Source organism: Bacteroides sp. AM54-2NS (genome assembly GCF_003602935.1).
Lineage (GTDB): Bacteria > Bacteroidota > Bacteroidia > Bacteroidales > Bacteroidaceae > Bacteroides > Bacteroides xylanisolvens.
The window spans coordinates 1-25,224 of sequence record NZ_QTMZ01000031.1 but is presented as its reverse complement, the minus strand read 5'-3'; the positions used below and the strand labels follow the sequence as shown (position 1 = coordinate 25,224).

Genomic DNA, 25,224 nt, shown 5'->3' with positions numbered 1-25,224 from the left:
CCAAACTTCTTTTTCTAAAATCAGTTGCAAAGTTATAAGAAAAACAGGCTCCCGATTTAAAACCGTTGGATAAAATAAATAGAATAGATACCTTTTATCCACCCGGGATAACTAATCGTACCTGCCAGGTAATCATTCAGTTCATCATACAGCTTTTCCAATTCATTTATATCAGCAAAAGTTCCGGGTTCTATTATAAATTTCATATATGCATTGTTTATCTTTTCATTAGTTCTTCTATCTTTCCACCTGTAATATAAGGTATACATTCGGAGATCTTTTCGACGCTCCAATCCCACCATTGCAATTCTTGCAATCGGGCAATCGTTTGCTCATCAAAACGTTTCCGAATCTCCCTGGCTGGCGTTCCGCCTACTATTGTATAAGGAGGAACATCTTTAGTAACCACTGCCCGCGACGCAATGACTGCTCCATTCCCGATATGTACTCCTGCCATAATAACAGCTTCATATCCAATCCATACATCATTACCTATTACTATATCCCCTTTATTATCCCAGGCGGAAGTTACATCTCCCTTATCTAAATTCCATTCCTCAAAAAAGATAGGAAACGTATAATTGGATAAAGAATTCAATGTGTGGTTTGCACTATTGAAAAGAAACTTAGCTCCACAGGCTATGGAGCAGAATTTTCCTATTATCAAGCGGTCTTTATTAATCGGATAATGATATAAGACATTGTTCTTCTCAAAAAGCACCGGATCATTTACAAAGTCATTGTATATTGTATAATCACCTACGATAATAGCAGGATTCTTAATCACCGTATTCAGGTAAATAGTCTGAAAATCATTAGAACGAGGATATATGTTCGAATTCATTGTAATGGCTTCTTTTATATAGTTTATTGAATAGAATAAAAAAAATAACTTGTGACTTACGTTAAATCACAAACAGTTGTAGCAGCAGAACTCTCTATTGTTACAATCCATATGGGCGAAGCTATTTACAAAGTTGCCATTTCATTGTGTCAGCAAAACAGGATTTATATTACATAGCAAATATACAAGATAAATTTCAGACTATCACACAAAGGACTAAATATGTATCCCATATTGATGCTTCACTTCCGCCATCACAAATGTACTTTCCAGTGATCCCAAACTATCAATCGTTCCCAACACATTCAGAATAAACTCCTGATAGTATTTCATATTGGGAGCGTGAATCTTCAACAGATAATCATAACTTCCTGATATGTTATAACATTCGGTTACTTCAGGAATGTCCTGTATGATCCGTGTAAACTCTGCCGCTATATCCCTGTTCAGACGTCTAAGCTTCACACTGCAAAACACGACAAATCCCTGATTCAGTTTTTCCGCATCCAATACGGCAATATACTTCTTTATATAACCTCCATTCTCCAACCGTTTAAGACGTTCAAAAACAGGAGTTGAAGAAAGACTCACTCGCGCAGCCAACTCTTTCGTTGTCAATCGGGCATTCTCTTGCAAAGTACGGAGTATTTGCAAATCTACTTTATCCAGTTTATCAAAAGTATCCATAAGAAAAATATTCTTCTAAAAGGTAATTTCCAAGAATAACGCAGTTGTATTATTCCATATAACGGCACAAAAATAGCATTATTTTCTACATTTCAGCCATATCTTGTTCGATATATCTTCATCTCATAACTTTGCAAGAAAATAAAGAAAGAATATAAACTTTAAAAATATACGATTATGGCAACAAAGAAATTACACTTCGAGACTTTACAGGTTCATGTAGGACAAGAACAAGCAGACCCGGCAACAGATGCCCGCGCAGTACCTATTTACCAGACCACCTCTTATGTATTTCACAACTCCGCCCATGCAGCCGCACGTTTTGGTCTGCAGGACCCAGGAAACATCTACGGCCGTCTGACCAACTCCACTCAAGGAGTCTTTGAACAACGCGTTGCCGCCCTTGAAGGAGGAGTAGCAGGGCTGGCAGTCGCTTCGGGTGCCGCTGCCATCACTTATGCTTTTGAGAATATCACTCGTGCAGGCGATCATATTGTAGCATCCAAAACTATTTACGGAGGAAGCTACAACCTACTGGCTCATACCTTGCCCAGCTATGGCATCACAACAACATTCGTTGATCCAAGCGATTTGTCGAACTTTGAAAAAGCTATTCAGGAAAATACGAAAGCTGTATTTATCGAAACCCTCGGAAATCCGAACTCAAATATCATTGATATAGAAGCAGTAGCAGAAATAGCCCACCGCCACAAAATACCTTTGATTATTGACAACACATTCGGAACTCCGTATTTAATCCGCCCCATCGAACACGGAGCAGATATCGTAGTACATTCCGCAACAAAGTTCATTGGCGGACACGGTTCCTCATTGGGAGGGGTCATTGTAGATTCAGGTAAATTCGACTGGGTAGCCTCCGGCAAATTCCCACAACTGACCGAACCCGATCCATGCTATCATGGCGTACGCTTCGTCGATGCAGCCGGTCCGGCTGCCTATGCAATCCGCATCCGTGCCATTTTGCTGCGCGACACAGGAGCTACCATCAGTCCATTCAACGCTTTTATCCTGTTACAAGGTCTGGAAACTCTTTCCTTACGTGTAGAGCGTCATGTAGAAAATGCATTGAAGGTAGTGAATTTCTTAAACAATCACCCGAAAGTGAAGAAAGTGAATCACCCGTCATTATCCAACCATCCTGACCATGCACTATATCAACGTTATTTCCCGAATGGCGCCGGTTCTATCTTCACTTTCGAGGTAAAAGGCGGACAAGACGAGGCACACCGTTTCATCGACAGCCTGGAGATTTTCTCCCTGCTTGCCAATGTGGCTGACGTGAAATCATTGGTGATCCACCCGGCGAGCACTACCCATTCACAACTCAATGCACAGGAGCTAGCCGAACAGGAAATTTATCCGGGCACCGTACGCCTATCCATCGGAACAGAACATATTGATGACCTGATTGCGGATTTGGATCAGGCACTTGCCAAAATCTAACATTCAATCATTGAACTTTCCATGACTGCGGAATGTTATATCTGTAATAACATTAAAAACATTGCAGTCATGGAAAAACATTTAATACACAGCAACGAACTGCATCTGATAGACGCAGAGAAAATCCATCAAGCCGTAGAAAAGATGGTGGAATCACTCGATTTAGCCGCGGGATCAACTACTAACTTCGATCTCTATCAGGTTGTGGAAAACTACTTTAAAGATCTCGAGAAAAGGAGAAAAATTAATCATGTACTGGGAATCAAAGAAGATAGATATGAACTAGCTGAAGATTTCGGCATAAAATAAAAGAAAGAAATTTATTCAATCACACCAGACAAGTTTTCCAAAAAATAAGGGAGTTTCACTTAATGTGAGACTCCCTCGTTTTTTGTAATAATCAGCGTAGAATAATTAATTTCCCTGATGTACTGTAAGTTGTGGGAAAGGGAAGTTGATACCTTTTTCATTGAAGGTTTCGTAAATCGCTTTATTTATATCGAAATAAACACCCCAGTAATCTCCGCTATTTACCCATACACGTGCCACTACATTCACACTGCTGGCGTCCAACGCATGAAGAGCCACAAAGGGAACCGGCTCATTCAGGATGCGTTTATCAGCAGCAAGAATCTCATAAACGATTTTCTGTACTTTCTCATAATCTTCTCCATAATCTATACCAATAATCCATTCTACACGGCGGGTTTCCTGATGACTGTAGTTGGTCACTATTCCACTGCTCAATGAACCATTGGGAATATAAATCAGTTTGTTGTCCGCGGTAGTAAGGATGGTATGGAATATCTGAATTTCTTTTACCGTGCCAGCTGAACCTTGCTGTGTTTCTATCCAATCGCCAACTTTATAAGGTCTGAACAAAAGAATAACCAATCCCCCGGCAAAGTTCTGCAGATTGCCGGATAAAGCCATACCGACAGCAACACCGGCAGAAGCCAATAAAGCTGCGAACGAAGTGGTTTCAACCCCTAGAGCGCCAACGACAGAAATGATTAACAGAATCGTCAACAGAATATTGACCAGACTTTTAACGAAAGTTTTGATACTTACATCCACTTTTCGTTTATCCATCAGGCGTCTGATAAACTTGTTGAGCAGCGAGATGAGGAAACGTCCGACGACAAAGACAAGGATCGCAATCAATATACGTTCTCCGGCACGAATACCGAAGTCTATCAGTTGTTGAGTAATCAGCGAAAGTTTATCTAAGCCGTCAGCATTGGCAATCGCCTCTTTTATTAATTCATCTGCAGCCACTTGCACAGAGTCCGCAGCTTGTGTTGCTTGCAATAATAGTAGCATAATTAAAATGTATATTAAATGAATAAATTGTTGTTTTGTTATTTCAACAATTTACAAAGTTATATTGTTTCTCGTAAATAAAAAAGTTTTTTAATAATCGAGATTATTATTCCTTTTATTTCCTACACTTTATTGCATACAACTTCATTTATATCAGTTATCATCTAAGATCTGATTTATTTTGTAAATCAAAAAACCATAATATTCCTTCATGTCCGGAGAAGCAGATGAAATACGGCTACTCAAAAGATTTCTTATTTTTAATAGCATATCCCAATAAACTGAGGCGTCTTGATGTGAGTTCACTGGTACTATATCCTGCGCCTGCCAACCCATTACGAAAGAATTAGCCTCATTAAAAATATCCATTTTAAAACTATCTCCCCGTAAAGCTTGCTGACGTCCGGCATTCTTAGCCGTACCTCCACCCATATTTTTCGATATATTCTTTACTAAATAATCAATAAAGGCATTTTGATACAGCATCTCCGTATTCGTCAGTACTCTGTTTTGCAACACTCCTTTCCAAACAATAGAATGAATATCATCCATATAGTTTTTTACAGAGTATTCTCCGTCGGATTTCTCCGAGCATAATGCCACATAACGGATTCTGTCGAATAATAACTGAAAAATGTATTTGCGTGTCTTATCTACGATCAAATCCTGTAATTCCAAACTGGATTTAACTTCAGCATTTGTCAGCCAGTCCAAATCCATCGACATTTTCACCAGATAATTCAATGCTTTCTGTTGCATTTCCTTAGATACCGGAAAGCTTATTCCTTCCTTTCCTTCATCCAGATAAAGTCCACCTATCCAGAATGATAATTCCATTGCTCTATTGGTAAATAGCTTTATCAAACTTGCATATAGTTCTGCACGCCGACTTATATCATAATCCTCTTTTGCATACCACTTCATAAAGTTTGCAATTGAAATTTTCAAATTTTGAATCTGATAATCTGCTGCTTTAAACGGATCATCACCGAGATCCCAATATAATGCAGTCGGATCATATAGGGCATAAAACTCCTGTCTTGGCCCATAATGATACTCATGAGCAGTATAAGCATCTTCTACCCATTTATTTAAAGTAACGAGTTCCTTCTCCGGCTTATCAGCAACAACAGGAGCATACAAATAACGAATTGGGAAATAGTCATACGGACCAATTCCCGGTTGCACTAACACAGCACCCTTTTCAACATCCTCCGGCTGGGCAATATAATTACACATTATGTTATCCATAACAGAAGCAGTCAATCCGTGCTGACGCGTAAATTCAGCACTTCGGAGCGAGTCTACCGGGTAATGATAAGAAGCCCCCATATTATCTGTAAGTCCCAAACAACGACCTACTTGCTGTGCAATACCGACTTTTAACAATTCTCCCATCTGCTTTTCCGAAAGTGTCAATGTTCTGGCCGTCGGATCAGAAGCCATAGTCTGCGTACAACGACCGCTATATAACAAAGAAAGAAAATTATGATGGATGTAAACTGAAGCATTCAGTATTTCGCCGGTACGAGGGTCTGTGTGCATAGAAGTCTGTGCCATATACATCCAATCCGGTGCATAACAAATAGAAGAATGACGGATGTTGGAAGAAGAAAAGTCTGTTCCTTTCGGCCATTCTTTAGCCTGAACAGCATTTAAATAGCCAATCTTCTCAAAACTTTTATTCCATTCTTCTACTCCTTCCTTGATATAAGGTTTCCAAGAATCCGGCATTAACGTATCGATATAAAATACTATCGGCTTTTTAGGTTCTACCTTTTCTCCCCTTTTAAACGCAGCTTTGTCCGAAGCTCCAAACGCCAACGTTTTACTAAATGAGTGCTTTTCAAAGGAGACATCTCATCTACATACTGCTTACGGACTAGAAATGCCGTATTCACTTTTTGATTAGCATATCGGATATCCATCGGCGTTTCCGGAAGTAATACCAACATTCGTGCTGCAGTAACCGTCACCGGTACATTTCGTTGCATAGTAATTGTTCCGAAAGCAGTATAATCCACATCATATCCCAATACACAGGTTACCGAAATATTATCCGGATAACTATGAATATCCTTTAAAAAAGAACGTGAAGTGTCACATCTGAATTTCCGGGTTACCATTCCATACATTGAATTAGGTGCATAAGACGAAAAAGGATTCGAGTAATCCGAATGTTCCAAAAATAAAGGAGCCAGGTTAACCAGAACCGAAGAACTGTCTTTTGCAAAAGCTTCTATCTTAAAAGATTTATAGACACCTCCCGAAGCAGACTTCAACAAAGAAGATGCTACTCCTTCTTTTCCCGTTTCCTCACGCATTAAAGGTTGGTTAGTCATCATTCTTGCTTCCAACTTTTTGCCATTTCTCACAAAACGGAACATGACTTCCGGAGAAGTGAACTGCCCGACTACTCCTTCTCCATTGTCACTGATATTAATAATCGAAGAGGCTAAAAGCATTTCTTTCTCCAATAACCTGACTGGAAACTCTACCAGAACTTTATCTTTAGTCCGGTGCATGATCATTAACCCCGTCGAATCAGAAGCAACACAATCTTTTAAATGATTCTCATATCCTTTGATTTCCGTTTTTGCCGACTTCTCCTTTTTTTTACGTGCACAAGCATCCTGTACAGTAAAGAGCAACAATAGAGACAACAAAGAGAAATATATAATTTTCCTATTCATACACCTATTTTAAAGATTGAGATATTTTATAAACCAACAGACGATAATGAGTGCGATTCTCATCACTACCGGCAGACATTCGATTTTTAGCCAACCGCTCAATCTTCCGTAACATAGAATAATAATGATGTTCCATCGACTCTACAGGGATAGTAACAGAAACAGTATCTTCAAATCCCATAACTTCTTTAGGATCATTGAAATGATTCAATGGTCCATCATACAAATAAGTGGGAGCAACAATACCTTCAGGCAAAGGTATTCGTTCATCCGTCAACATTCTCCCTGATGTTCCGGCAGCACTTCCTTTCTTGACTGTTTTGATTCCATTCATTAAATAGGATACGAACTTTAGCTGCATATTTTTCTCAGAAGCCGAAAGTACATTTTTTTTATCCGGGACCATAAACATATAATAGTATAGATCATCCATATAATCCAGCTGCGTATAAGGATTCTGCTCCATCTTATCCCCACAAATTGCCACCGAAGGGAAACGTTTTAGCACATAGTCAATAATCAGGTTCTCTATCACACTGCTCAAATTCGAATGAAGAGGCAATATTTTTTGTAGAGCCGGTTCATCTATCCATGAACAATCAAGAGCCTGCTCCCAAAGAAATTTTAACGACTCCCTCTGCTTCTCCTTTGTCACAGGAACGTATGAAGGGAACGGATCGCCTTCATAATGTTCATTTACATAAATACCGCCAATATTAAATAATACATTATTAATATAACGTATATACTGACCGATAATCTCGTTATAAATTTCTTTTCGGAAGTCACCTTCTACATCGTCTTTAATCCACTCGTTCATCTGAGACAAAATATATTTCAGATTCATGACTCCGTAAGAGGAAGCTTTCACCGGATCGTCCCCCAGATCTTCTTCAAAAGAACTTGGGTCGATACGAGTACGAATCTGTTGTCTGCCATAACGATAGGCCGGGTCGGGCAACTTCTCACTAATCCATTGCCTCAAAATAGGAATTTCTTCCTCACTGGATTTGGCTGACATAATAGGAGAATATAACCACTTTACTGAAAAATAATCATATATCCCCAAATCAGGAGGGGTCAAACGAACTCCTTTTTCTTTATCTCCCGATTGTGCCACATAATTATTGCGTGCATAGTCCATAATTGAATAAGTAGTTCCATACTTATTGGTAAAAGAGGCAGAGCGTAATGAATCCACAGGAATCGAAGAAGACGCGGCCATGTTATGCATAAAAGCAAACGTATGTCCTACTTCGTGAGCCACCACATAACTGATACAATCACCCAATATATCTGTAGGAAGTTGTTTCCGGCGAACATCCGTGTCCGCCTGTGCCGTCTGTACAAAACGCCAGTTACGTACCAGCCCTACTAAATTATGGTACAAATAAACAGATGCATTCAAAATTTCCCCCGTACGCGGATCACTCCAAGAAGGTCCCATAGCATTGGCTATAAAAGAAGGAGAATATCTCACACAACTATATTTTATATTATCCGGATCAAATTCAGGGTCATCTAATGGAAAGTCTTTCACACAAATTGCATTCTTAAAACCGATCTTCTCAAAAGCATCATTCCATCTTAAAATTCCACGACGAATATATTTTTTCCAAAAATTAGGGAAAGCATTGTCTATATAATATATAATCGGCTTCTTAGGTTCCACCAATTCCCCTTTCTCATATTTTTCTGCATCTACAGGCTCTAAACGCCATCTTAATGCATAATAAACATTCTCAACGCGTTGACTCTCATTGCTGAATTTAACTTTAGGAGTATAAAAGATATTGATACGAGAATCCGCATAACGAGGACGCATCGGTTTCTCCGGCAGTAAAATAATACTACGTGTCAACACCGCTGTAAAAGGCATCTGCTTAATATATGTCACTCCCATACTCGATACAGTAACATTGTAAGTCAAAGAAGAACGAATACTTAAATTATCATCGAATGATTTGATTGACATAATAGATGAATCCTCCTTTCTGAACTCCTTGCTGACAGTGTATGCTGCCATAATAGGAGAAAATGGGGAAAAGGGATTCATATTGTCCCGATTTGCCAATAAAAAATCTGTCATATCAAAAACCACAGCTGTACTGTCCGGTGAATATGCTTTTATATTAAAGTTCTTCAGAATTGCCGGTCGGGTACTTTCTGATATTCTCTGCTGTAGATTGCTATCATGTGACATATAATCATCAGATACTTCACATAAGCTAATCAACGAGTCTGTTTTTATAAATGTAATATGCAAAGGAGCATACGGTTTTTCACCAACACTTCCAAAACGATTATCTGTAGTCTCACTAATAGTAGAGCCTAACAACATATCCTTTTCCAACAAATTCAAAGGTAATTCAAAATAGACGCGGTCATCCATTTTATGAAGTGTTATCATACCTTTTACTGTTTCACACTTTTTGCCACGAAACAGTTTCTCATAAGGAGTAGCTTTCTTCACCTGTTCCGATTTTGCCTTTTTCTTTTTCCAAGGAAACTTAGCATGCCCTTCATTAGAAAACATAACTAACAACGAAAGACCCACTAGAGTCAATAAACGTATTTTCATTTGAATAAATTATTAACGATACATTTTTGACGGACTTCCATAACGGTAAATCACGTCTACCACTTCTCCAATATTATTTACTTCGTGAAGTTTCTTTGCTTCACCACCCATAATAGTCGATTCATCTACAGCGTATACGACAAAACCGTCCTTCATTCCAACTCCTAAAGTCATACTTTCATAATTCAATTGAAGATCTGTAATTTCACTATTACAAATAGTATAAGGTATTACACGCTGAGTACTTTTCTCATAATAATACAATTCATTATTAATGGCTCCACCTGAAAAGAACAAATAACTTCCTGAAGCATCCTTTGAACAATAAAACTTAGATTTATCTGTCAAATAGTCGCCACCGTCAGAGAAACTAAAATCTGTTTCATTCTTTATTATTACCTTACCCTGCCAATCATATTCCAAATCGAATGTCTTCACCGAATAGTTTCCATCCGCATCTTGCAACACTAATACATAACCACAAAGATAATCCGTATAAGGATCTGGAAGATAAGCATCTGCATATATTAACTTTTTACCTTCCAATCCATTGATCGGAACATCATCTATTGCACCCGTATAGTAACTATAAAGGCTACTCAAACTGAGGAAACGATGATTCTTCTCATCATACATCAATACATGTCGTGTTTTATAAAAATTGGCTTGTACCATTCGTGTTATTTTCATTCCCATGTTATAATGCACGGGAATACTACTGTAAGGTGCCGAATGGAACCCCGCATTATCAGGATTCTTCAACAAACGAATATATATTTGTCCGTTAGCTGTCAACAGAACATCTGTATAATAAAGATAAGCAGCATCTGTCACAACAAAATCTTCAGGCACTCCTTCGGTAAATTCCTGTGTAGTATATAAAACTTTCATCATCGAATTCCCCTCCAATTCCAATGGACCTTTTGCATCCTGATTGACAACCAGAATTTCCGGATTAGTTTTCTTACCGGAATAATGTTCTACTAATTTATATGGTTGACTGCCTAGTTCCTCGCCATTTACCTTCTCATAAATATTTAAATAATCCACATACTCATCATTATCGTCACGAACTTGTGTTAATATAGCCTTATGATTCAAATCTGACAAAATAGCCCATCCTGTTTTATAAGAAGATTTAGCTACCAGTTGCAGATTTTTCATTGTTCTAATCTTACTGTCTTTATGGATGACTGAGTACAAAACATAATAAGTAATAGCTTCTTTGGGTACAAATGAGAGTATCTGTTCGTTACACACAACCTCACCATTTAGCTCCCATTCAAATTCATAATTAGAGACATCATCTCCCTCGCTAAAAGACAGATTAGGTTCAATATGCGTTTCTTCTCCAATGACCCCGTCATATATAGACTCACTAAAAGTTATCTTCACCGTGGGAGTTTGTAAGTAGTCATAAGAGCCTTTATCATCTACACAAGAGTAAAAGGTCATCAACCCACTCAATAAATAAATAAGATATCTTGCTTTCATAATCATATCGTTTTTAAATTATCCTACTACCGGAACAGACATATACGATCCATCTTCATCCTGCACCGGATTTCCCTCATCTTCTTTTTTTATGAGATAGTACTTGAACTGGCGAGCCAAAGACCATCTTTCAGATTCTGACAGCTCCGTCAGATCTCCCACTCCTGTAACTTCCATGAAAAGCCTGAACTTAGTTTCTGTATATTTTCCTAATAAGCTTTCTGTTACAACATCATCCCACCAAAGAGGTTGAGATATTAAAGAGCTAAAACGAACGACTTTACGAGTATATATATTTTGTCCGGGTTTTAAAACATCATTCTCCACAATGTCAATCACAAGCCGGACTTCTTTGTATCCAACAATGCCGTTTTCTTCAACAAAAAATACCCAGTTTCTTCCAAAACATCTTTCCGAAAAACCATCTCATTCTCCAATTCATACGAATCCGGTTCAGCTGTTGTCAGTTCCTTATTAACCCTCAGACTAACATAAGCATCATTTGCCAACGGTAATCCTATCAATCGCATATTGAGAGGTACCTTTATTTCCTCTTGTGTCCCATAGAAGAAAAAAGAATAAGTCAAGGAATCTTTATACTCTTCCACAAACTGCACATAGTTACCGGAATCCCATATCCGGATTTCGTCCTTTTCACAAGCAACCAACAAAAAGAAGGTTGCTATCAATAATGAATATATCTTTTTCATTTTGTTTATCTCCATAAATTAATAGATTATCTCACTTTCCGGTATCGGCATTACATATCTGCCATCCATTTGTATTACTTGTGTTCCCGTGGTGACAGGCATATTCCAGCGTTTAAAGAAATAAAACATCTGTCCCTCCGCCAAGAATTCTTTCTTGTATTCTGCTACCAACTCATTATAATAGTCTTTCGATGCTGTGCCTGAAATATCTCGTTTCGCTCCACGTGCTTTTCTAACTACCGACAAATAAGAGAGAGCCTCCGACAGGCTTGTCTTAGAACTAGCCTCACTCAAGATATAATACATTTCACTTAACCGAATCATCGGTATCAGCTTATACTGAATGGTGACACTCTGGTTCGTTGAATTCGTATTTATCCATTTCATTGATGTTTTACCAGTTTTACCGTCAGAGGTCGCTAAAGAAGTACGATAGTCGTCCGCATCCAGTTCAAACAAAGCATCGTAATTCTTCAGAGTCATTAATAAACTATTATTAGCAGATTTAAAATTATCAATACGCTCCAATAACTCCCGGTCGTAAAAAGCCAGGAATGTGTCTTCATACAATTTGACATATTTATATTTATCCGTAGCTTTCGCATAATCGTAAGGATCTGTAAAATAAAACCATTTTCGACGAGTTACGAAATCATCTATTACATGCTTGGCATACTTAGCAGCATTGTTCCAATCATTATCATACAAATATACACGAGCTAAAAGCGCATTAATAGCCACATAATTCATACGAATTCCTCTTTGACCAAAAAAGTCACCACCTGTAGCCTTATTCGTACCTCCCATCCGGTAATCCGGCATTGCCATTGTTGACGTATTGACAATCGTATCATGCTTTGCAACCAGCTGACGAGCCTCAAGTAAATCTTCTTCTACTTTCTTCAGTATTTCCTTTGTTGAAAGATTCGGTTCATATTTAGATGGATATACAGTAAAGTATGGAATCCGCTTGCTTTCATCACCGGACTCTACCGAAGGAGCAAATAAACGTAAAATGTCAAAATGCATCATGGCTCGCAATGCTTTAGCCTCCCCGATAATCAGATTCCTTTCAAGTGCTCCCTCACGAAAAGCAGTCGAATCTTTTGCTTCTGCTTCTGATATCAACTTATTGCAATTAGCAATTACATTATATCCTTTTGACCAAACTGATTCCAGCACCGCTTTGATCTCCGTTTCTCCGTATTCATATTCCATAGCGCTACCATATGCTTTAGATTTGGCGATATCGTTATCTGCATATGTTTGAGAAAGAACACTGGCAAGCCCCCAAGACAACTCGCGCCCATACAGTTCGGAAGACGACATAGCAATATAAATTCCGTTTAACGCATTTCTGAATCCATCTCCACTTTCAAACAATTTCTCGCTTGATACCTGATCAGAAGGATCAATATCCAGCCAATCATTACAAGCGCTTAATGACAGCAACAAGGTAACACCTATTATAGCAAAATTATATTTTTTCATATCCGTTGTTTTTAGAAACCTAAATTTAAAGAGAAAGTAAATGTACGTGCATAAGGATAAGAGAGACCTCTTTCTTGATGAATAGAAGAAATACGAGCAATATTATTCATATTAAATTGTACACGCAACATACTGAGATTGATAGGAGCAAGCAACTTATTGCTAAACTCATAGGCCAAAGTAAATGAATTAAATTCGAGTGTATTATTATCCTGCACGAAACGAGAAGTCGGTCGTGTCGTTTGGTAACGGTCTTTTATTGATTTCAGCATAGTTACATCTCCCGGCTGTTTCCATCTGTCAGTCAATACCCGTTTATCTGCATTGACTTCGTAAATATTCACATTTTCGACCTTGTTTACCAACGTGCTATTATACAGCTGCCCGCTACATTCGTATTTGAAAGTAGCATACATAGTGAATTGCTTATAACGTAGATTTACACCAAAAGCTCCTTGTGCAGTAGGTTCCGTATCGCCTATGATCACCTGATCCGATGAATTCCAATCGGAAGTAATTGTTCCATCTTTCTTCAGAAAAGTCTCTTGACCATCCGAAGGATTAATACCTAATGACTGCATTCCCCAAATGGAAGTCAACGAACCGCCCTCTGTATATTTCATAAAAGGTTTACTATACTTAGAATCCTGCATGGTACCTATATTCTTATCATAATCGGCAAAGTATGTGTCTACACGATCATTATAAGCCTTTAATGATTCTGAGATCTTTAATATTTTATTCTTATTATGTGCCAGGTTACCAAACAAAGTTACTGTCCAATCTCTATTTTTGAATACATCGGCTCTGATATCCAACTCAATACCACGATTCTGTACCTCTCCGAGATTATCACGATATACGGTGAAACCTGTTGATGAAGGAAGAGTAACATCCGTAATCAAATCGACCGTTTTCTTGTTATACCAAGAGAATCTGAATAAAACCGCATCGTTGAGCAATGATATATCCGTACCGATATCAAAAGTGTTAGTACGTTCCCATTTCAAGTTTTCATTCCCCATGTAATAAAGTAATACACCGGCTCCGGTTCCATATTTATCCGATAAGATCTGATAAGTGTTCTTTGCTGCATAAGCCGGAAAATTGACTTTACCAATCTGACCATAAGAACCGCGAATCTTGAATTGGCTAAATAATGTCTGCTGTTTCATAAACGGATAATTATGAATATTCAATCCGGCTCCAAACGACCAGAAAGGAGCGAATTTCTTTTTCGAGCCAAATTCCGAAGAACCATCCATACGGAAAGAGGCATCCATCAGATAAATGTTATCATACGTATAGTTGGTAGAAAGGAATGTACCCATTAATCGGGTATGATTATCCGAAAACGAAGGCTTGGTAGCGATTTCATCCGCATAATTCGGAGAGTCCAGCTTACCGGAAGGAAATCCACGATACAGCGCACTCTCCGATTCATCCTTGGTTTCACGTATATTCAAACCTAAAGAAAAATTCATGTGATTACGGTTTACTGTCTGTACATAATTTGCCAATAAGTTAGCATTCCAATAAATACTTTGCGAACGGCCGGACAATAATTCTCCTTTAGGATCACTATCCGCATAATTGACATATTTACCGCTTCCCGGATCTGTAAATTGCCTGGATTCATCATCACGTTTTGTTACGGAGAACTGTGCTTTCAACTGAAAGACATCCGCCAGATGATAATTTAGGCTTAGGTTGTTAGTCAAGTCCGTATAAGACGAACGATCATAACTGCTCAACATGGTAGCATCATACAAAGGATTACGGAGATTCGAAGTTCCCGTATGCCAAGTAGTCAGATATTCCACGTAATTACCTTCTTCATCTTTAAATGAGTCATAGGGTTGCCTGGAAGTATAATCAGAAAAAGTCCCATACGGAGAATTCTCCGACTTTACAGAGTTGAATGTCACATAATTCTTGATTTGCAGATTGTTAATACGATAATCGATGTAAAATCCTCCTCCCGCACGCTTTCGATATGAACCTTTCATTACTCCATTCTGAATGTCATAGTTCATCTCAGCACCGAAACGGATATCATTAACGCCTCCCTCTATATAAAGACTGTGTTTGTGATTAAAACCGTTTCGTAACGGCTGTGCAATCCAATCGGTATCAATACCCTTTAATATATTATTCTGTTTTGCCAGATACTCTTTCTGTAAGTTCAGGGCTGTACTGGGCGAGTCGCTTTCATAAAGTCCGGCCAGACGTTCAGCCTCAAGTTTCTCACTGGCATTCATCAGATTATAGTCAGATATGTCCGGAGCTGTGAGTTCTGCAGAGAAATTATAGTTCACACGCAATCTGCCGGGAACCGGTGCTTTCGTTTCAATCACAATCACCCCATTTGCCGCACGTGAACCATATATGGCAGTAGCGGCCGCATCTTTTAAAATCGTAATCCGTTCTATACGGTTAGGGTCAAAGTCATACACTTTCGACACAGATACCTCAAAACCATCCATAATAAAAATAGGAGTGTTCGGATTATTTGAAAGAGCGGATTGGGAAACTGCATCCTTATCCAATTCCATGACTCCGACACCGGAACGTCCACGGATATAAAACTCCGGCAAACTATTGGGATCTGACCCCATTTCATTATTAACCGCTATCCGTAAAGAAGGATCGTACACTTGCAATACATCAATCATATTACGTGTAGACACTTTCAATAAGTCATCTTTTGTGACGGTTACCGCATTTCCGGTAAAACTTGTACGTTTCACACTCGAATAACCATTCACGACCACTTCATTCAAACTATTCGAGTTTTCTTCCAAAAAGATCTGTAAAGGTTTATTAGCAACGACCTTTACAGATTTGTTCTTGTAGCCTATATATGATGCAACAACCTCCTTTGTATCTGCCGGAACTTCCAATGAGAAATCTCCATCCAAAGTAGCCGCTGTCCCCACCGTGCGCTTATCATTCTTCATAATAAAAACGGTAGCTCCTGCTAACGGAGATCCATCTTTACTATCCATTACTTTTCCTGTAAGTTTGATCTTCTTCTCCTTTTTTCTCAGATGGATAACAAATACTCCGTTTTGTTTTTGGGCAACCAAGTTAGTACCACTTAAACAAGCAGTTAATGCAACTTCCGGTGTCACATTATCCACGTTTACCGTAATATCAGTTACTGACTTCACATCTTCATCACTATACATGAGATTCAGATTTGATTGCCGTTTAATCTCATTAATGGCCTCAAGCAAGGATACATGATTCAAATGTAAACTAACAGAGTGTTCCTGCGCCAAAATTGGAAAGGTCGTAAACAGCAACCAGCATGCAAATGCCATTCTTAACGCTATCGCCTGTATAACTGCCAGACTATAGCCTGTTTTAGAAAGCTCTTTCATCATTAAAAATTAAAGTTAGTATTTATATTTATGAAGTTTAATCGATATAAACAGTACGCCCTTTGACAGAGAAACTCACTTTTTCTGTAAGTTCTATCATACGTACAAAGTCTACAAAATCTTTAGAACGCGGCAACTCTCCGCTGAACAGTGTATGCCTTCTTTCTTCTGAAACCCATACTATCCGGATGTCATACCAGCGTGCTGCTTCTTCCATAATCTGTTCCAAAGTAGAACTGCGGAAAACAAACATATCATCCTTCCAGGATACGACTTCCTGTACATTGGCAGTTACTACATCTATCTCTTGATTGTCTGTAACAACAGCAGTCTCACCCGGATGAAGCTCTATAATATCCTCTGTTTCATGGGATGAAACCAACACTTTTCCCTGTACCAGTGTGGTTACCAACTTCTTTTCTTCCCGGTAACTCCTCAGATTAAAAGAAGTACCTTTTACCTCCACCCGGCCATAATCGGTTTCAATAATAAACGGCCAACTATCGTGATGCGACACCTCAAAATACATTTCTCCGCTTGCTTTCACAATTCGTTGATCAGAAGCAAAAGCAGATGGATAGTATAACTCCGAATCAGAATTTACCCAAACTTTAGTTCCATCGCAAAGAGTTATGTCATACTTACCATTTCTTGGAACAAACAGTTTATTTTTCCTCTTTGTATCTGTTCCTTTTTTATTGTCAAGAATATGAATACCTGCTTCATCTCTAATAGCATAATTTTCTCCTACCAATGCCAGACGTATACGGGAGTTCAAATAATATTCGCTCCCATCAACCAAAGATAGTATAGCTTTGGAGTCTCCCGCTCTAATAGCGGTCAGATCATCTTGATACTCGAATTGATGAACATCAGATTGAATAATCCAAAGAGCACCTGCAGACAATAGCAAGGCAAAAACGGCAGCACAAGAAACGACCTTTACTAATAATGCCCGTTTCTTCTTTTTGGCAATGCCAGTCTTAATACTTTTCCAGATTCTTTCCGAGCTTTCATATTCTTTTTCTTTCACGATAGACCGTGCTCTAAAATACTCAGCATCCTGATATTTCTGATATAATCTCCGGTTTCTGTCTGAAGCATTACGCCATACATCTAATTCATTGCGTTCCTCTTCAGATTCTTTTCCTTTAATAGATTTTACGATTAGCGCAGCAATGCGATAAATGTCATTATATCCCATAATCTTGTCGTTATTTACTTAAAGACACACGAGCTGGAGAAATTAGTCGCTTCGTGGTTACTTTTTTTTCAAGAAATTATTCTTTTGTCAGTTACCCGGCCCAAAAGTTATGATTTAGATAAGAACAACCAGACTGTATGCCCGACATGAAAGTTTCTTTTTCAAGCTACTCTTAGCTCGTTTCTTGTACGCATTTACCGCATTCCGAGTAACTCCCATTATTTGCGCTATTTCATCTGCATGTTTGCCCTCCAGACTAAGTTCGATCACTTTACGATAAGATTCCGGGAGTTCTGTTATCGCTTTACTCAACTCAATAAAAACTTCTTCATCCAGCATGACTTCTTCAAAAGCCTCATCCGTGATTTTCTCAATGCAGCGCTGCTCCATTGCCTGCGAACGAATATAATTAAAGCAACCATACTTTACTGCTGAATAAAGATAATCTTTCACTGATTCAATCTTATCCAACTCCTTCCGCTTCTCCCATAATTTTAGAAACACATCTTGAATAATGTCTTCAGCAGCTGTACGAGGAACAAAATGACTAGCTACAACTAAGAGGGAAAGATGGTATCTTTCAAAAAGAAGTTCGAAGTTTTCTTCATTCTTCTTATTTTTTCCCCACTCAATTGGTTGGATAATCATAGGCTTATAATAAAACGAAGGAATAGTAATTAGTTCCAAATATATCTTATGGCTGGACAAAGTTATACTATTTTTCCAATAAAACATATATTTTTTGTTTTCTTCGGGCAAAAACCGTATTTTTGTAACCGATTCACTGGTAGGGGTGCCTTAACATGACGGGCTGAGAACATACCCATAGAATCTGATCCGGGTAATGCCGGCGTAGAGAACTAATTAGTAAGCAAGATGAAAAAAATTGTATGGATGGCCATCGCCTTATCGGGCGTAGGCATCACTGTTCATGCACAGACGAGTGTAAAGGATAGTATGAGAGTAGTAAACCTGCAAGAAGTGCAGGTAGTATCCACGCGTGCCACCGCCAAAACTCCCGTGGCATTCACCAATATAGGCAAAGCGGAATTGAAGAAGGTTAACTTCGGACAGGACATCCCTTATCTGTTAAGCATGACTCCTTCTACACTGACCACATCGGATGCAGGAGCAGGTATCGGCTACACGACTCTTCGCGTGCGCGGAACCGACGGTACACGTATCAACATCACGGTAAACGGCATACCGATGAACGATGCTGAAAGCCATAATCTGTTCTGGGTAAATATGCCCGACTTTTCTTCCTCCGTAAAAGATATGCAAGTGCAACGCGGCGCAGGTACGTCTACCAATGGGGCAGGTGCCTTCGGAGCCAGCGTTAATATGCAGACTGAAGGTGCATCCATGAAGCCGTATGCCGAATTCAACGGTTCATACGGTTCATTCAACACGCACAAGGAAACGGTGAAAGTGGGAACTGGTTTGCTCAATAATCATTGGACGTTTGACGCCCGTCTTTCCAACATCGGTACGGACGGATACATAGACCGCGCTTCGGTAGACCTGAATTCTTACTACCTGCAAGGAGGCTACTTTGCAGAAAACACATCTGTGAAGCTGATTGCATTTGCCGGAAAAGAAAAGACATATCACGCCTGGGGATACGCAACCAAAAAGGAAATGGAGGATTTCGGCAGACGCTACAACCCCTGTGGCGAGATGTACACCGATGCCAACGGCAACAAGCATTTTTATGACGACCAAACGGATAATTATCTGCAAAAGAATTATCAACTTCTCTTCAATCACACTTTCTCAACGGCTTGGAACCTAAACGTTGCCTTACATTATACCAAAGGTGACGGCTATTACGAAGAGTACAAAGACGGCAGATCCCTTATAGAATATGGCCTGAAACCATTCACAATTGATGGAACCGAAATAACCAAAAGTGATTTAGTCCGTCAGAAGAAAATGGACAACAAATTCGGCGGCGGCGTTTTTTCTCTCAATTATACAGTCAACAGGCTGAATGCGTCTCTAGGAGGTGGTTTGAATCAATACCGGGGCAATAACTTCGGAAGAGTTCCTTGGGTGAAGAATTATGTGGGCACTCTATCTCCCGACCATGAATATTACCGCAATAAATCCAAAAAGACCGATGGCAATATTTATCTGAAAGCAAACTACGATCTTACCAGAGGATTAAGCGCGTATGCCGATCTTCAGTATCGACACATCGACTATACCATTGACGGCAACAATGATAAATATGACTGGAGCAAAAATGCCCTGCGTCCACTGGCAGTAGACAAGAAGTTCGATTTCTTTAACCCGAAAGTCGGATTAAACTGGAACATCACGTCCAACCATCGCGTTTATGCCTCTTTCTCGGTTGCTCAAAAGGAACCGACCAGAAACAATTATACGGATGGCGATCCGGATTCGTATCCCAAAGCAGAAAAATTACTCGACTATGAAGCGGGATATACTTTCGCCAACCAATGGCTGACAGCAGGTGCAAACTTCTACTACATGGATTATACCGACCAACTGGTTCTGACCGGAGCTTTAAATGACATCGGTGAAGCACTGACCGAAAACGTGCCGGACAGTTATCGTATGGGAGTCGAGCTAATGCTGGGAATCAAACCGTGTAAATGGTTTCAATGGGATATAAACGCTACATGGAGCAAAAACCGCATCCAGGATTTTGTAGAAAGCCTGCCGGGCTACCATTATAATGAAAACGGCAGTTCTACTTCCCTCCCGACTGTTCAGATCAAGCATAAAGACACTCACATCGCTTTCTCACCTGACTTTCTATTTAATAACCGTTTCTCATTCAATTATAAGGGATTCGAAGCGGCTCTGCAATCGCAGTTCGTAAGCAAGCAGTATATGACAAATGCGGAAGTAGAAGAATTGACTCTTGATAAATATTTTGTCAGTAACCTCAATCTGGCGTACTCCTTCCGTCCCAAGAAGGTGTTGAAAGAAGTCACGGTAGGGTTCACTGTGTACAATCTGTTTAATGAAAAATATGAAAACAACGGTTGGGCCTCGAGCGACTACACCGATACGGTGGAGAATCGGGGAAACTATGCCGGATATGCAGCGCAGGCAGGAACAAACGTTATGGGACATGTTTCTTTCCGCTTTTAATACCACAGGGCTATGGAATTGAATTTTCTGGAAATATTCGGTACGATTGTCGGGCTAGTCTACCTTTGGTTGGAGTACCGGGCAAGTATCTACCTTTGGATAGCAGGCATTGTGATGCCTGCCATCTATATCTTCGTATATTACAAAGCAGGACTGTATGCCGATTTCGGTATCAATATCTACTATCTGATAGCTGCCATCTACGGTTGGTTCTTCTGGATGTGGGGACACAGAAAGAAGAAAGGTCAACAGTCGGCAGATGCTTCAACCGGTGACAAACCCAAAGACCTTCCTATCGTGCATACTCCATGGAAATGTTACTTACCTCTTTTTCTGGTATTTATTGTTGCATTCATCGGCATTGCATGGATACTGATCGAATATACGGACAGTAACGTGCCCTGGCTGGATAGTTTTACCACGGCATTGAGCATTGTCGGCATGTGGATGCTGGCACGCAAATACGTCGAGCAATGGTTTGCCTGGATTCTTGTGGATATTGTCTGCTGCGGACTTTATATCTACAAAGACCTTTATTTTACTTCTGCTTTATACGGACTTTACTCCATTATAGCTATCTTTGGCTACTTTAAATGGAAAAAAATAATGAGCGTACAATGATAAGTGAACACTATACTCCCGAAGCCGTCATACTTGCCAACGGCGAATATCCTACGCATGTGCTTCCCCTGAAAATACTGGAAGAGGCTAAATTCGTGATTTGTTGCGATGGAGCAGCCAACGAATATATCTTACGTGGACATACTCCCGATATTATTATTGGCGACGGAGATTCTCTTTCGCCGGAAAACAAAACACGCTTTTCGGACATTATTCACCATATAGCCGATCAGGAAACGAATGACCAAACCAAAGCTGTCCACTTCCTGCAAGAAAAAGGCTACCGGAGAATAGCCATCGTCGGTGCTACCGGAAAACGGGAAGACCACACATTAGGAAATATCAGTTTGCTGCTGGATTATATGAAAAGCGGTATGGAAGTACGAACCGTTACGGATTACGGAGTATTTATTCCCGCAAATGGCACGCAGACTTTTATGTCTCACACAGGCCAACAAATTTCCATTATCAATTTCGGAGCGAAAGGATTGAAAGGGGAAGGATTGGTTTATCCGCTTAGCGACTTTACGAATTGGTGGCAAGGAACTCTTAATGAAGCTACAAGCAATCGTTTTACCATTCAATGCACGGGAGAGTATTTAGTGTTTCTAGCTTCTATGTAAACCGATATTAATTCTCAAACATTCTCATCACTATGAGAAAAAATTCTCACTGCGATGAGAAAAAATACTCATAGTAATGAGAACTTTTTCTCATTGCGGTGAGAATCTTTCTTTCATTTCAATAGACTGACAACGCTTCATAGTTCACTGTGTAACAGTCTATTAAGACTAATTACAATGAAAGTAAATAGCTCTTGAAATCTGCAAACTCTTTCGTCATTTGCAAACTCTTCTTTTCGCCTTTCATAAATTCCTGCAATTTGGCAGGTATCTCTACTGATTCACCGATAATGCTTTCCACTGTTTCAAGGAATTTGGCCGGATGAGCCGTTTCAAGAAATACACCCGTTTCGCCTTCTTTCAAGCCTTCTACCAATGCACGGTATCCGCAAGCTCCGTGAGGATCGAGGAGATAATGATGTTCTTTCCAAGTTTCTTTCACCGTTTCACGGATCTGTTCATCGGTATAAGTTGTTCCTGAAATTTCGGCAGAGATAGCAGCGTGCGAACCATTATACAAATCAAGTACACGGGCAAAGTTGCTAGGATCTCCCACGTCCATGGCGTTAGCGATTGTTGCAATAGACGGACGGGGATTGTATTTACCTGTTTGCAGATATTGATAGAAAATATCGTTGCGGTTGTTGGCAGCAATAAAACGCTTCACAGGCAATCCCATTTTCTTTCCGAATAATCCTGCGGTGATATTTCCGAAGTTTCCGCTAGGTACGCAGATGACGGCGTTATCCGCTTTTCCGGCACGCTTCAGTTGAGCGTATGCATAGAAATAATAAAATGCTTGCGGCAGGAAACGGGCTACATTGATGGAATTGGCAGAAGTCAATGATAGATGTTCATTCAGTTCCTTATCCATGAAAGCAGCTTTTACCAATGCCTGGCAATCATCAAACGTTCCGTCCACTTCGAGCGCAGTGATGTTCTGTCCCAGTGTAGTGAATTGCTTTTCCTGTATTTCGCTGACTTTTCCTTTCGGATAGAGCACATATACATGAATACCGTCCACACCCAGAAAACCGTTAGCCACAGCACTTCCCGTATCACCGGAAGTGGCTACCAGTACATTTACATTCTTTTGTCCTTCCTTCTTAATGAAGTATCCCAGCAGACGTGCCATGAAACGACCGCCTACATCTTTGAAGGCTAGTGTCGGTCCGTGGAAAAGTTCGAGCGAGTAGATGTTATCCGCTACTTTCACCAAAGGTACATCAAAACTTAAGGTATCATATACAATCTGTTTCAGAGTGTCGGCAGGAATATCCTCACCGAAGAAAGCATCGGCTACACGGTAAGCTATTTCCTGAAAAGACAACGTATCAATTGTATCGTAAAACTCTTGTGGAAGAGGCTTGATAGACATAGGCATAAACAACCCTTTATCGGCTGCAAGACCTTTTACAACTGCTTCCTGTAAAGAAGCCACCGGCGCTTGTTTATTCGTACTATAATATTTCATGGAATGATATTTTTAGTGCTCACCACAGATTACACAGATTTACACAGATATTTTCTCTATTATTACATAATACAAAAGTCTCTTATCACTTTAAATCTGTGCGAATCTGTGTAATCTGTGGTGAACATTATTTCATAAATTCTTTAATAAACTCGTCTTCTTTCAACACACCGTAACTACCATTGCAGGCAGATACTTCGTCGTAAGTTTGCACCTCGTCCGGCTCAATTCCCGGATACCAGATAAGGAACGGGATAGGATCGGAAGTGTGCGTGCGAAGTTCGCAGGGAGTAGGATGGTCAGGCAATACGGCTATTGCTACCGGTTCATCCCAATCTTTCACTGCTTCGTAGATAGGTCCTACGGCACGTTTATCCAGATTCTCGATAGTGAGAAGTTTCAAGTCGATGTCTCCTTCGTGTCCGGCCTCATCGCTGGCTTCGATATGAAGATAGACAAAGTCATCGGTTTTCAAGGCTTCCAATGCAGCAGCCACTTTATTTTCATAATTCGTATTATACAGGCCGGTTGCCCCTTCTACCGCAATACGACGTAATCCGGCATAATAACCGATTCCGTTTATCAGATCGACTGCCGAAATCACCGCACCTTTTTTCACTTGCGGGAAAGTTTCGGAGAAAGTAGTCATCTGCGGACGATAACCGGGGCTCCAGGGCCAAATACTATTGGCGGGGTCTTTACCTTCAGATATACGTTTCAGATTCAACGGATGATTCTTCAACAGTTCCTGTGATTTTAGAATCAGGTCGTTAATCAGGTCTGCCGTTTCTTGTGCTTCCGGGGTCAATGGTTTCACCATCAATGGGCGGAAAGGTTTCAAAGGAACATCGTGCGGAGGAGTACAGTCCAGTTCTTTATTTCCTCCCTTGATAACCAATAGATGACGGTACTGGACTCCTGTGTGGAACCGTACGCGGTCATTGCCTAGTTTCTCTTGCAGGTATTGAATCAATACGTCCGCTTCTTCTGTAGATATGTGTCCGGAGGAGTGATTCTTCAGAATTTTTCCTTCCACACAAATCAGGTTACAACGCATTGCCATCTCGCCCGGTTTCAAATCCACGCCGATACTGGCAGCTTCCAGCGGTCCACGACCTTCGTACACTTTCGGAAGATATATCCCAACACTGACATGTTGGCTACTTCACTACCCGGATGGAAACCTTCCGCCACGGTAATCAGGCGGCCGTTACGCCCCATTCGGGCTAACTGATCCATATATGGCGTCTTCGCATATTGCAGGAGCGTCTTGTCCCCTAATGACTTCACTGGCCAATCGGCCATTCCGTCTCCCAATATAATGATATGCTTCATTTCTTTTGAAAATTAAGAATGAAGAATGATGAATGAAGAATTGGCTGCACCATTACGCTGCATAGTAATTCTTCATTCTTCATTTTTAGTTCTTCATTTAATTAAACGTTTGCGATGCTCATGATGTCGGCAAATACTCCGGCAGCTGTTACTCCGGCGCCGGCGCCG

General features: G+C 40.0%; 17 protein-coding genes, 3 pseudogenes and 1 riboswitch. Of the genes and pseudogenes, 5 read left to right on the top strand and 15 right to left on the bottom strand.

Annotation, left to right across the window (positions count from 1 at the left end; genetic code table 11):
• Positions 1–77: 77 nt before the first annotated feature.
• From DXA05_RS17725 to DXA05_RS17715, 3 genes and pseudogenes are all read right to left on the bottom strand, one after another.
• Positions 78–206: pseudogene (locus tag DXA05_RS17725) on the bottom strand (GNAT family N-acetyltransferase); the annotation flags it as partial.
• Between the two features lie 11 nt (positions 207–217).
• Positions 218–844, bottom strand: a complete 627-nt coding sequence (locus DXA05_RS17720; RefSeq protein ID WP_128859439.1) for a CatB-related O-acetyltransferase — start codon at positions 842–844, stop codon at positions 218–220.
• Between the two features lie 216 nt (positions 845–1,060).
• The gene (locus tag DXA05_RS17715) at positions 1,061–1,531 is read right to left on the bottom strand and encodes an Lrp/AsnC family transcriptional regulator (protein WP_004315247.1); all 471 of its coding nucleotides are present in this window, start codon (positions 1,529–1,531) and stop codon (positions 1,061–1,063) included.
• A 177-nt stretch (positions 1,532–1,708) separates the two neighbouring features.
• Between DXA05_RS17715 and DXA05_RS17710 the strand changes: the two genes are divergently transcribed.
• Both DXA05_RS17710 and DXA05_RS17705 read left to right on the top strand, forming a co-directional pair.
• Positions 1,709–2,995: an O-acetylhomoserine aminocarboxypropyltransferase/cysteine synthase family protein gene (locus DXA05_RS17710; RefSeq protein WP_128859438.1), complete on the top strand. Its 1,287-nt coding sequence runs from the start codon at positions 1,709–1,711 to the stop codon at positions 2,993–2,995.
• Positions 2,996–3,064: 69 nt separating this feature from the next.
• Positions 3,065–3,304, top strand: a complete 240-nt coding sequence (locus DXA05_RS17705; protein WP_128859437.1) for a hypothetical protein — start codon at positions 3,065–3,067, stop codon at positions 3,302–3,304.
• A 105-nt stretch (positions 3,305–3,409) separates the two neighbouring features.
• On the opposite strand, the gene DXA05_RS17700 is transcribed toward DXA05_RS17705, so the two are convergent.
• The 10 genes and pseudogenes from DXA05_RS17700 to DXA05_RS17660 all read right to left on the bottom strand — a co-directional run bounded on the left by DXA05_RS17700 (position 3,410) and on the right by DXA05_RS17660 (position 18,612).
• A complete protein-coding gene (locus tag DXA05_RS17700; RefSeq protein ID WP_007767329.1) occupies positions 3,410–4,318 on the bottom strand; it encodes a mechanosensitive ion channel domain-containing protein in 909 nt (302 codons plus the stop codon).
• A 153-nt stretch (positions 4,319–4,471) separates the two neighbouring features.
• Positions 4,472–6,142 carry a zinc-dependent metalloprotease gene (locus tag DXA05_RS17695; protein WP_284515602.1) on the bottom strand — a complete coding sequence of 557 codons (1,671 nt, stop codon included), beginning with the start codon at positions 6,140–6,142 and terminating at the stop codon, positions 4,472–4,474.
• Positions 6,091–7,011, bottom strand: coding sequence for a DUF5117 domain-containing protein (locus DXA05_RS27835; protein ID WP_284515601.1), 921 nt, complete (start codon positions 7,009–7,011; stop codon positions 6,091–6,093). Before DXA05_RS27835 ends, DXA05_RS17695 begins: the two co-directional genes overlap by 52 nt.
• A 4-nt stretch (positions 7,012–7,015) precedes the next feature.
• Positions 7,016–9,592, bottom strand: a complete 2,577-nt coding sequence (locus DXA05_RS17690) for a zinc-dependent metalloprotease (protein ID WP_128859436.1) — start codon at positions 9,590–9,592, stop codon at positions 7,016–7,018.
• Positions 9,593–9,604: 12 nt separating this feature from the next.
• On the bottom strand, positions 9,605–11,086 hold the full coding sequence (locus tag DXA05_RS17685) for a PKD-like family lipoprotein (protein ID WP_004315252.1): 1,482 nt from the start codon (positions 11,084–11,086) through the stop codon (positions 9,605–9,607).
• 18 nt (positions 11,087–11,104) lie between these two features.
• Positions 11,105–11,796 (bottom strand): annotated as a pseudogene (locus DXA05_RS17680) (DUF4843 domain-containing protein).
• Between the two features lie 18 nt (positions 11,797–11,814).
• The gene (locus DXA05_RS17675; protein WP_004315254.1) at positions 11,815–13,287 is read right to left on the bottom strand and encodes a RagB/SusD family nutrient uptake outer membrane protein; all 1,473 of its coding nucleotides are present in this window, start codon (positions 13,285–13,287) and stop codon (positions 11,815–11,817) included.
• A gap of 11 nt (positions 13,288–13,298) precedes the next feature.
• Positions 13,299–16,676: a SusC/RagA family TonB-linked outer membrane protein gene (locus DXA05_RS17670; protein WP_128859435.1), complete on the bottom strand. Its 3,378-nt coding sequence runs from the start codon at positions 16,674–16,676 to the stop codon at positions 13,299–13,301.
• Between the two features lie 34 nt (positions 16,677–16,710).
• Positions 16,711–17,877, bottom strand: coding sequence for a FecR domain-containing protein (locus tag DXA05_RS17665; protein ID WP_004315256.1), 1,167 nt, complete (start codon positions 17,875–17,877; stop codon positions 16,711–16,713).
• Positions 17,878–17,991: 114 nt separating this feature from the next.
• A complete protein-coding gene (locus DXA05_RS17660; RefSeq protein WP_008020090.1) occupies positions 17,992–18,612 on the bottom strand; it encodes a sigma-70 family RNA polymerase sigma factor in 621 nt (206 codons plus the stop codon).
• 44 nt (positions 18,613–18,656) lie between these two features.
• Positions 18,657–18,753: riboswitch (TPP riboswitch) on the top strand.
• Here DXA05_RS17660 and DXA05_RS17655 point away from each other — a divergent pair.
• Genes DXA05_RS17655 through DXA05_RS17645 form a run of 3 tightly spaced genes read left to right on the top strand, consistent with a single transcriptional unit; the run spans position 18,754 to position 22,247 of the window.
• Positions 18,754–21,003, top strand: coding sequence for a TonB-dependent receptor (locus DXA05_RS17655; RefSeq protein ID WP_128859434.1), 2,250 nt, complete (start codon positions 18,754–18,756; stop codon positions 21,001–21,003).
• 12 nt (positions 21,004–21,015) lie between these two features.
• Positions 21,016–21,624 (top strand): nicotinamide riboside transporter PnuC, encoded by a 609-nt coding sequence (gene pnuC / locus DXA05_RS17650; protein ID WP_009040630.1) that lies wholly within the window; start codon positions 21,016–21,018, stop codon positions 21,622–21,624.
• Positions 21,621–22,247: a thiamine diphosphokinase gene (locus tag DXA05_RS17645; RefSeq protein WP_009040629.1), complete on the top strand. Its 627-nt coding sequence runs from the start codon at positions 21,621–21,623 to the stop codon at positions 22,245–22,247. Before pnuC ends, DXA05_RS17645 begins: the two co-directional genes overlap by 4 nt.
• A 172-nt stretch (positions 22,248–22,419) precedes the next feature.
• On the opposite strand, the gene thrC is transcribed toward DXA05_RS17645, so the two are convergent.
• Both thrC and DXA05_RS17635 read right to left on the bottom strand, forming a co-directional pair.
• Positions 22,420–23,721, bottom strand: coding sequence for a threonine synthase (gene thrC / locus DXA05_RS17640; RefSeq protein WP_008640729.1), 1,302 nt, complete (start codon positions 23,719–23,721; stop codon positions 22,420–22,422).
• Positions 23,722–23,848: 127 nt separating this feature from the next.
• A pseudogene (locus DXA05_RS17635) lies at positions 23,849–25,056 on the bottom strand (cofactor-independent phosphoglycerate mutase).
• Between the last annotated feature and the right edge of the window lie 168 nt (positions 25,057–25,224).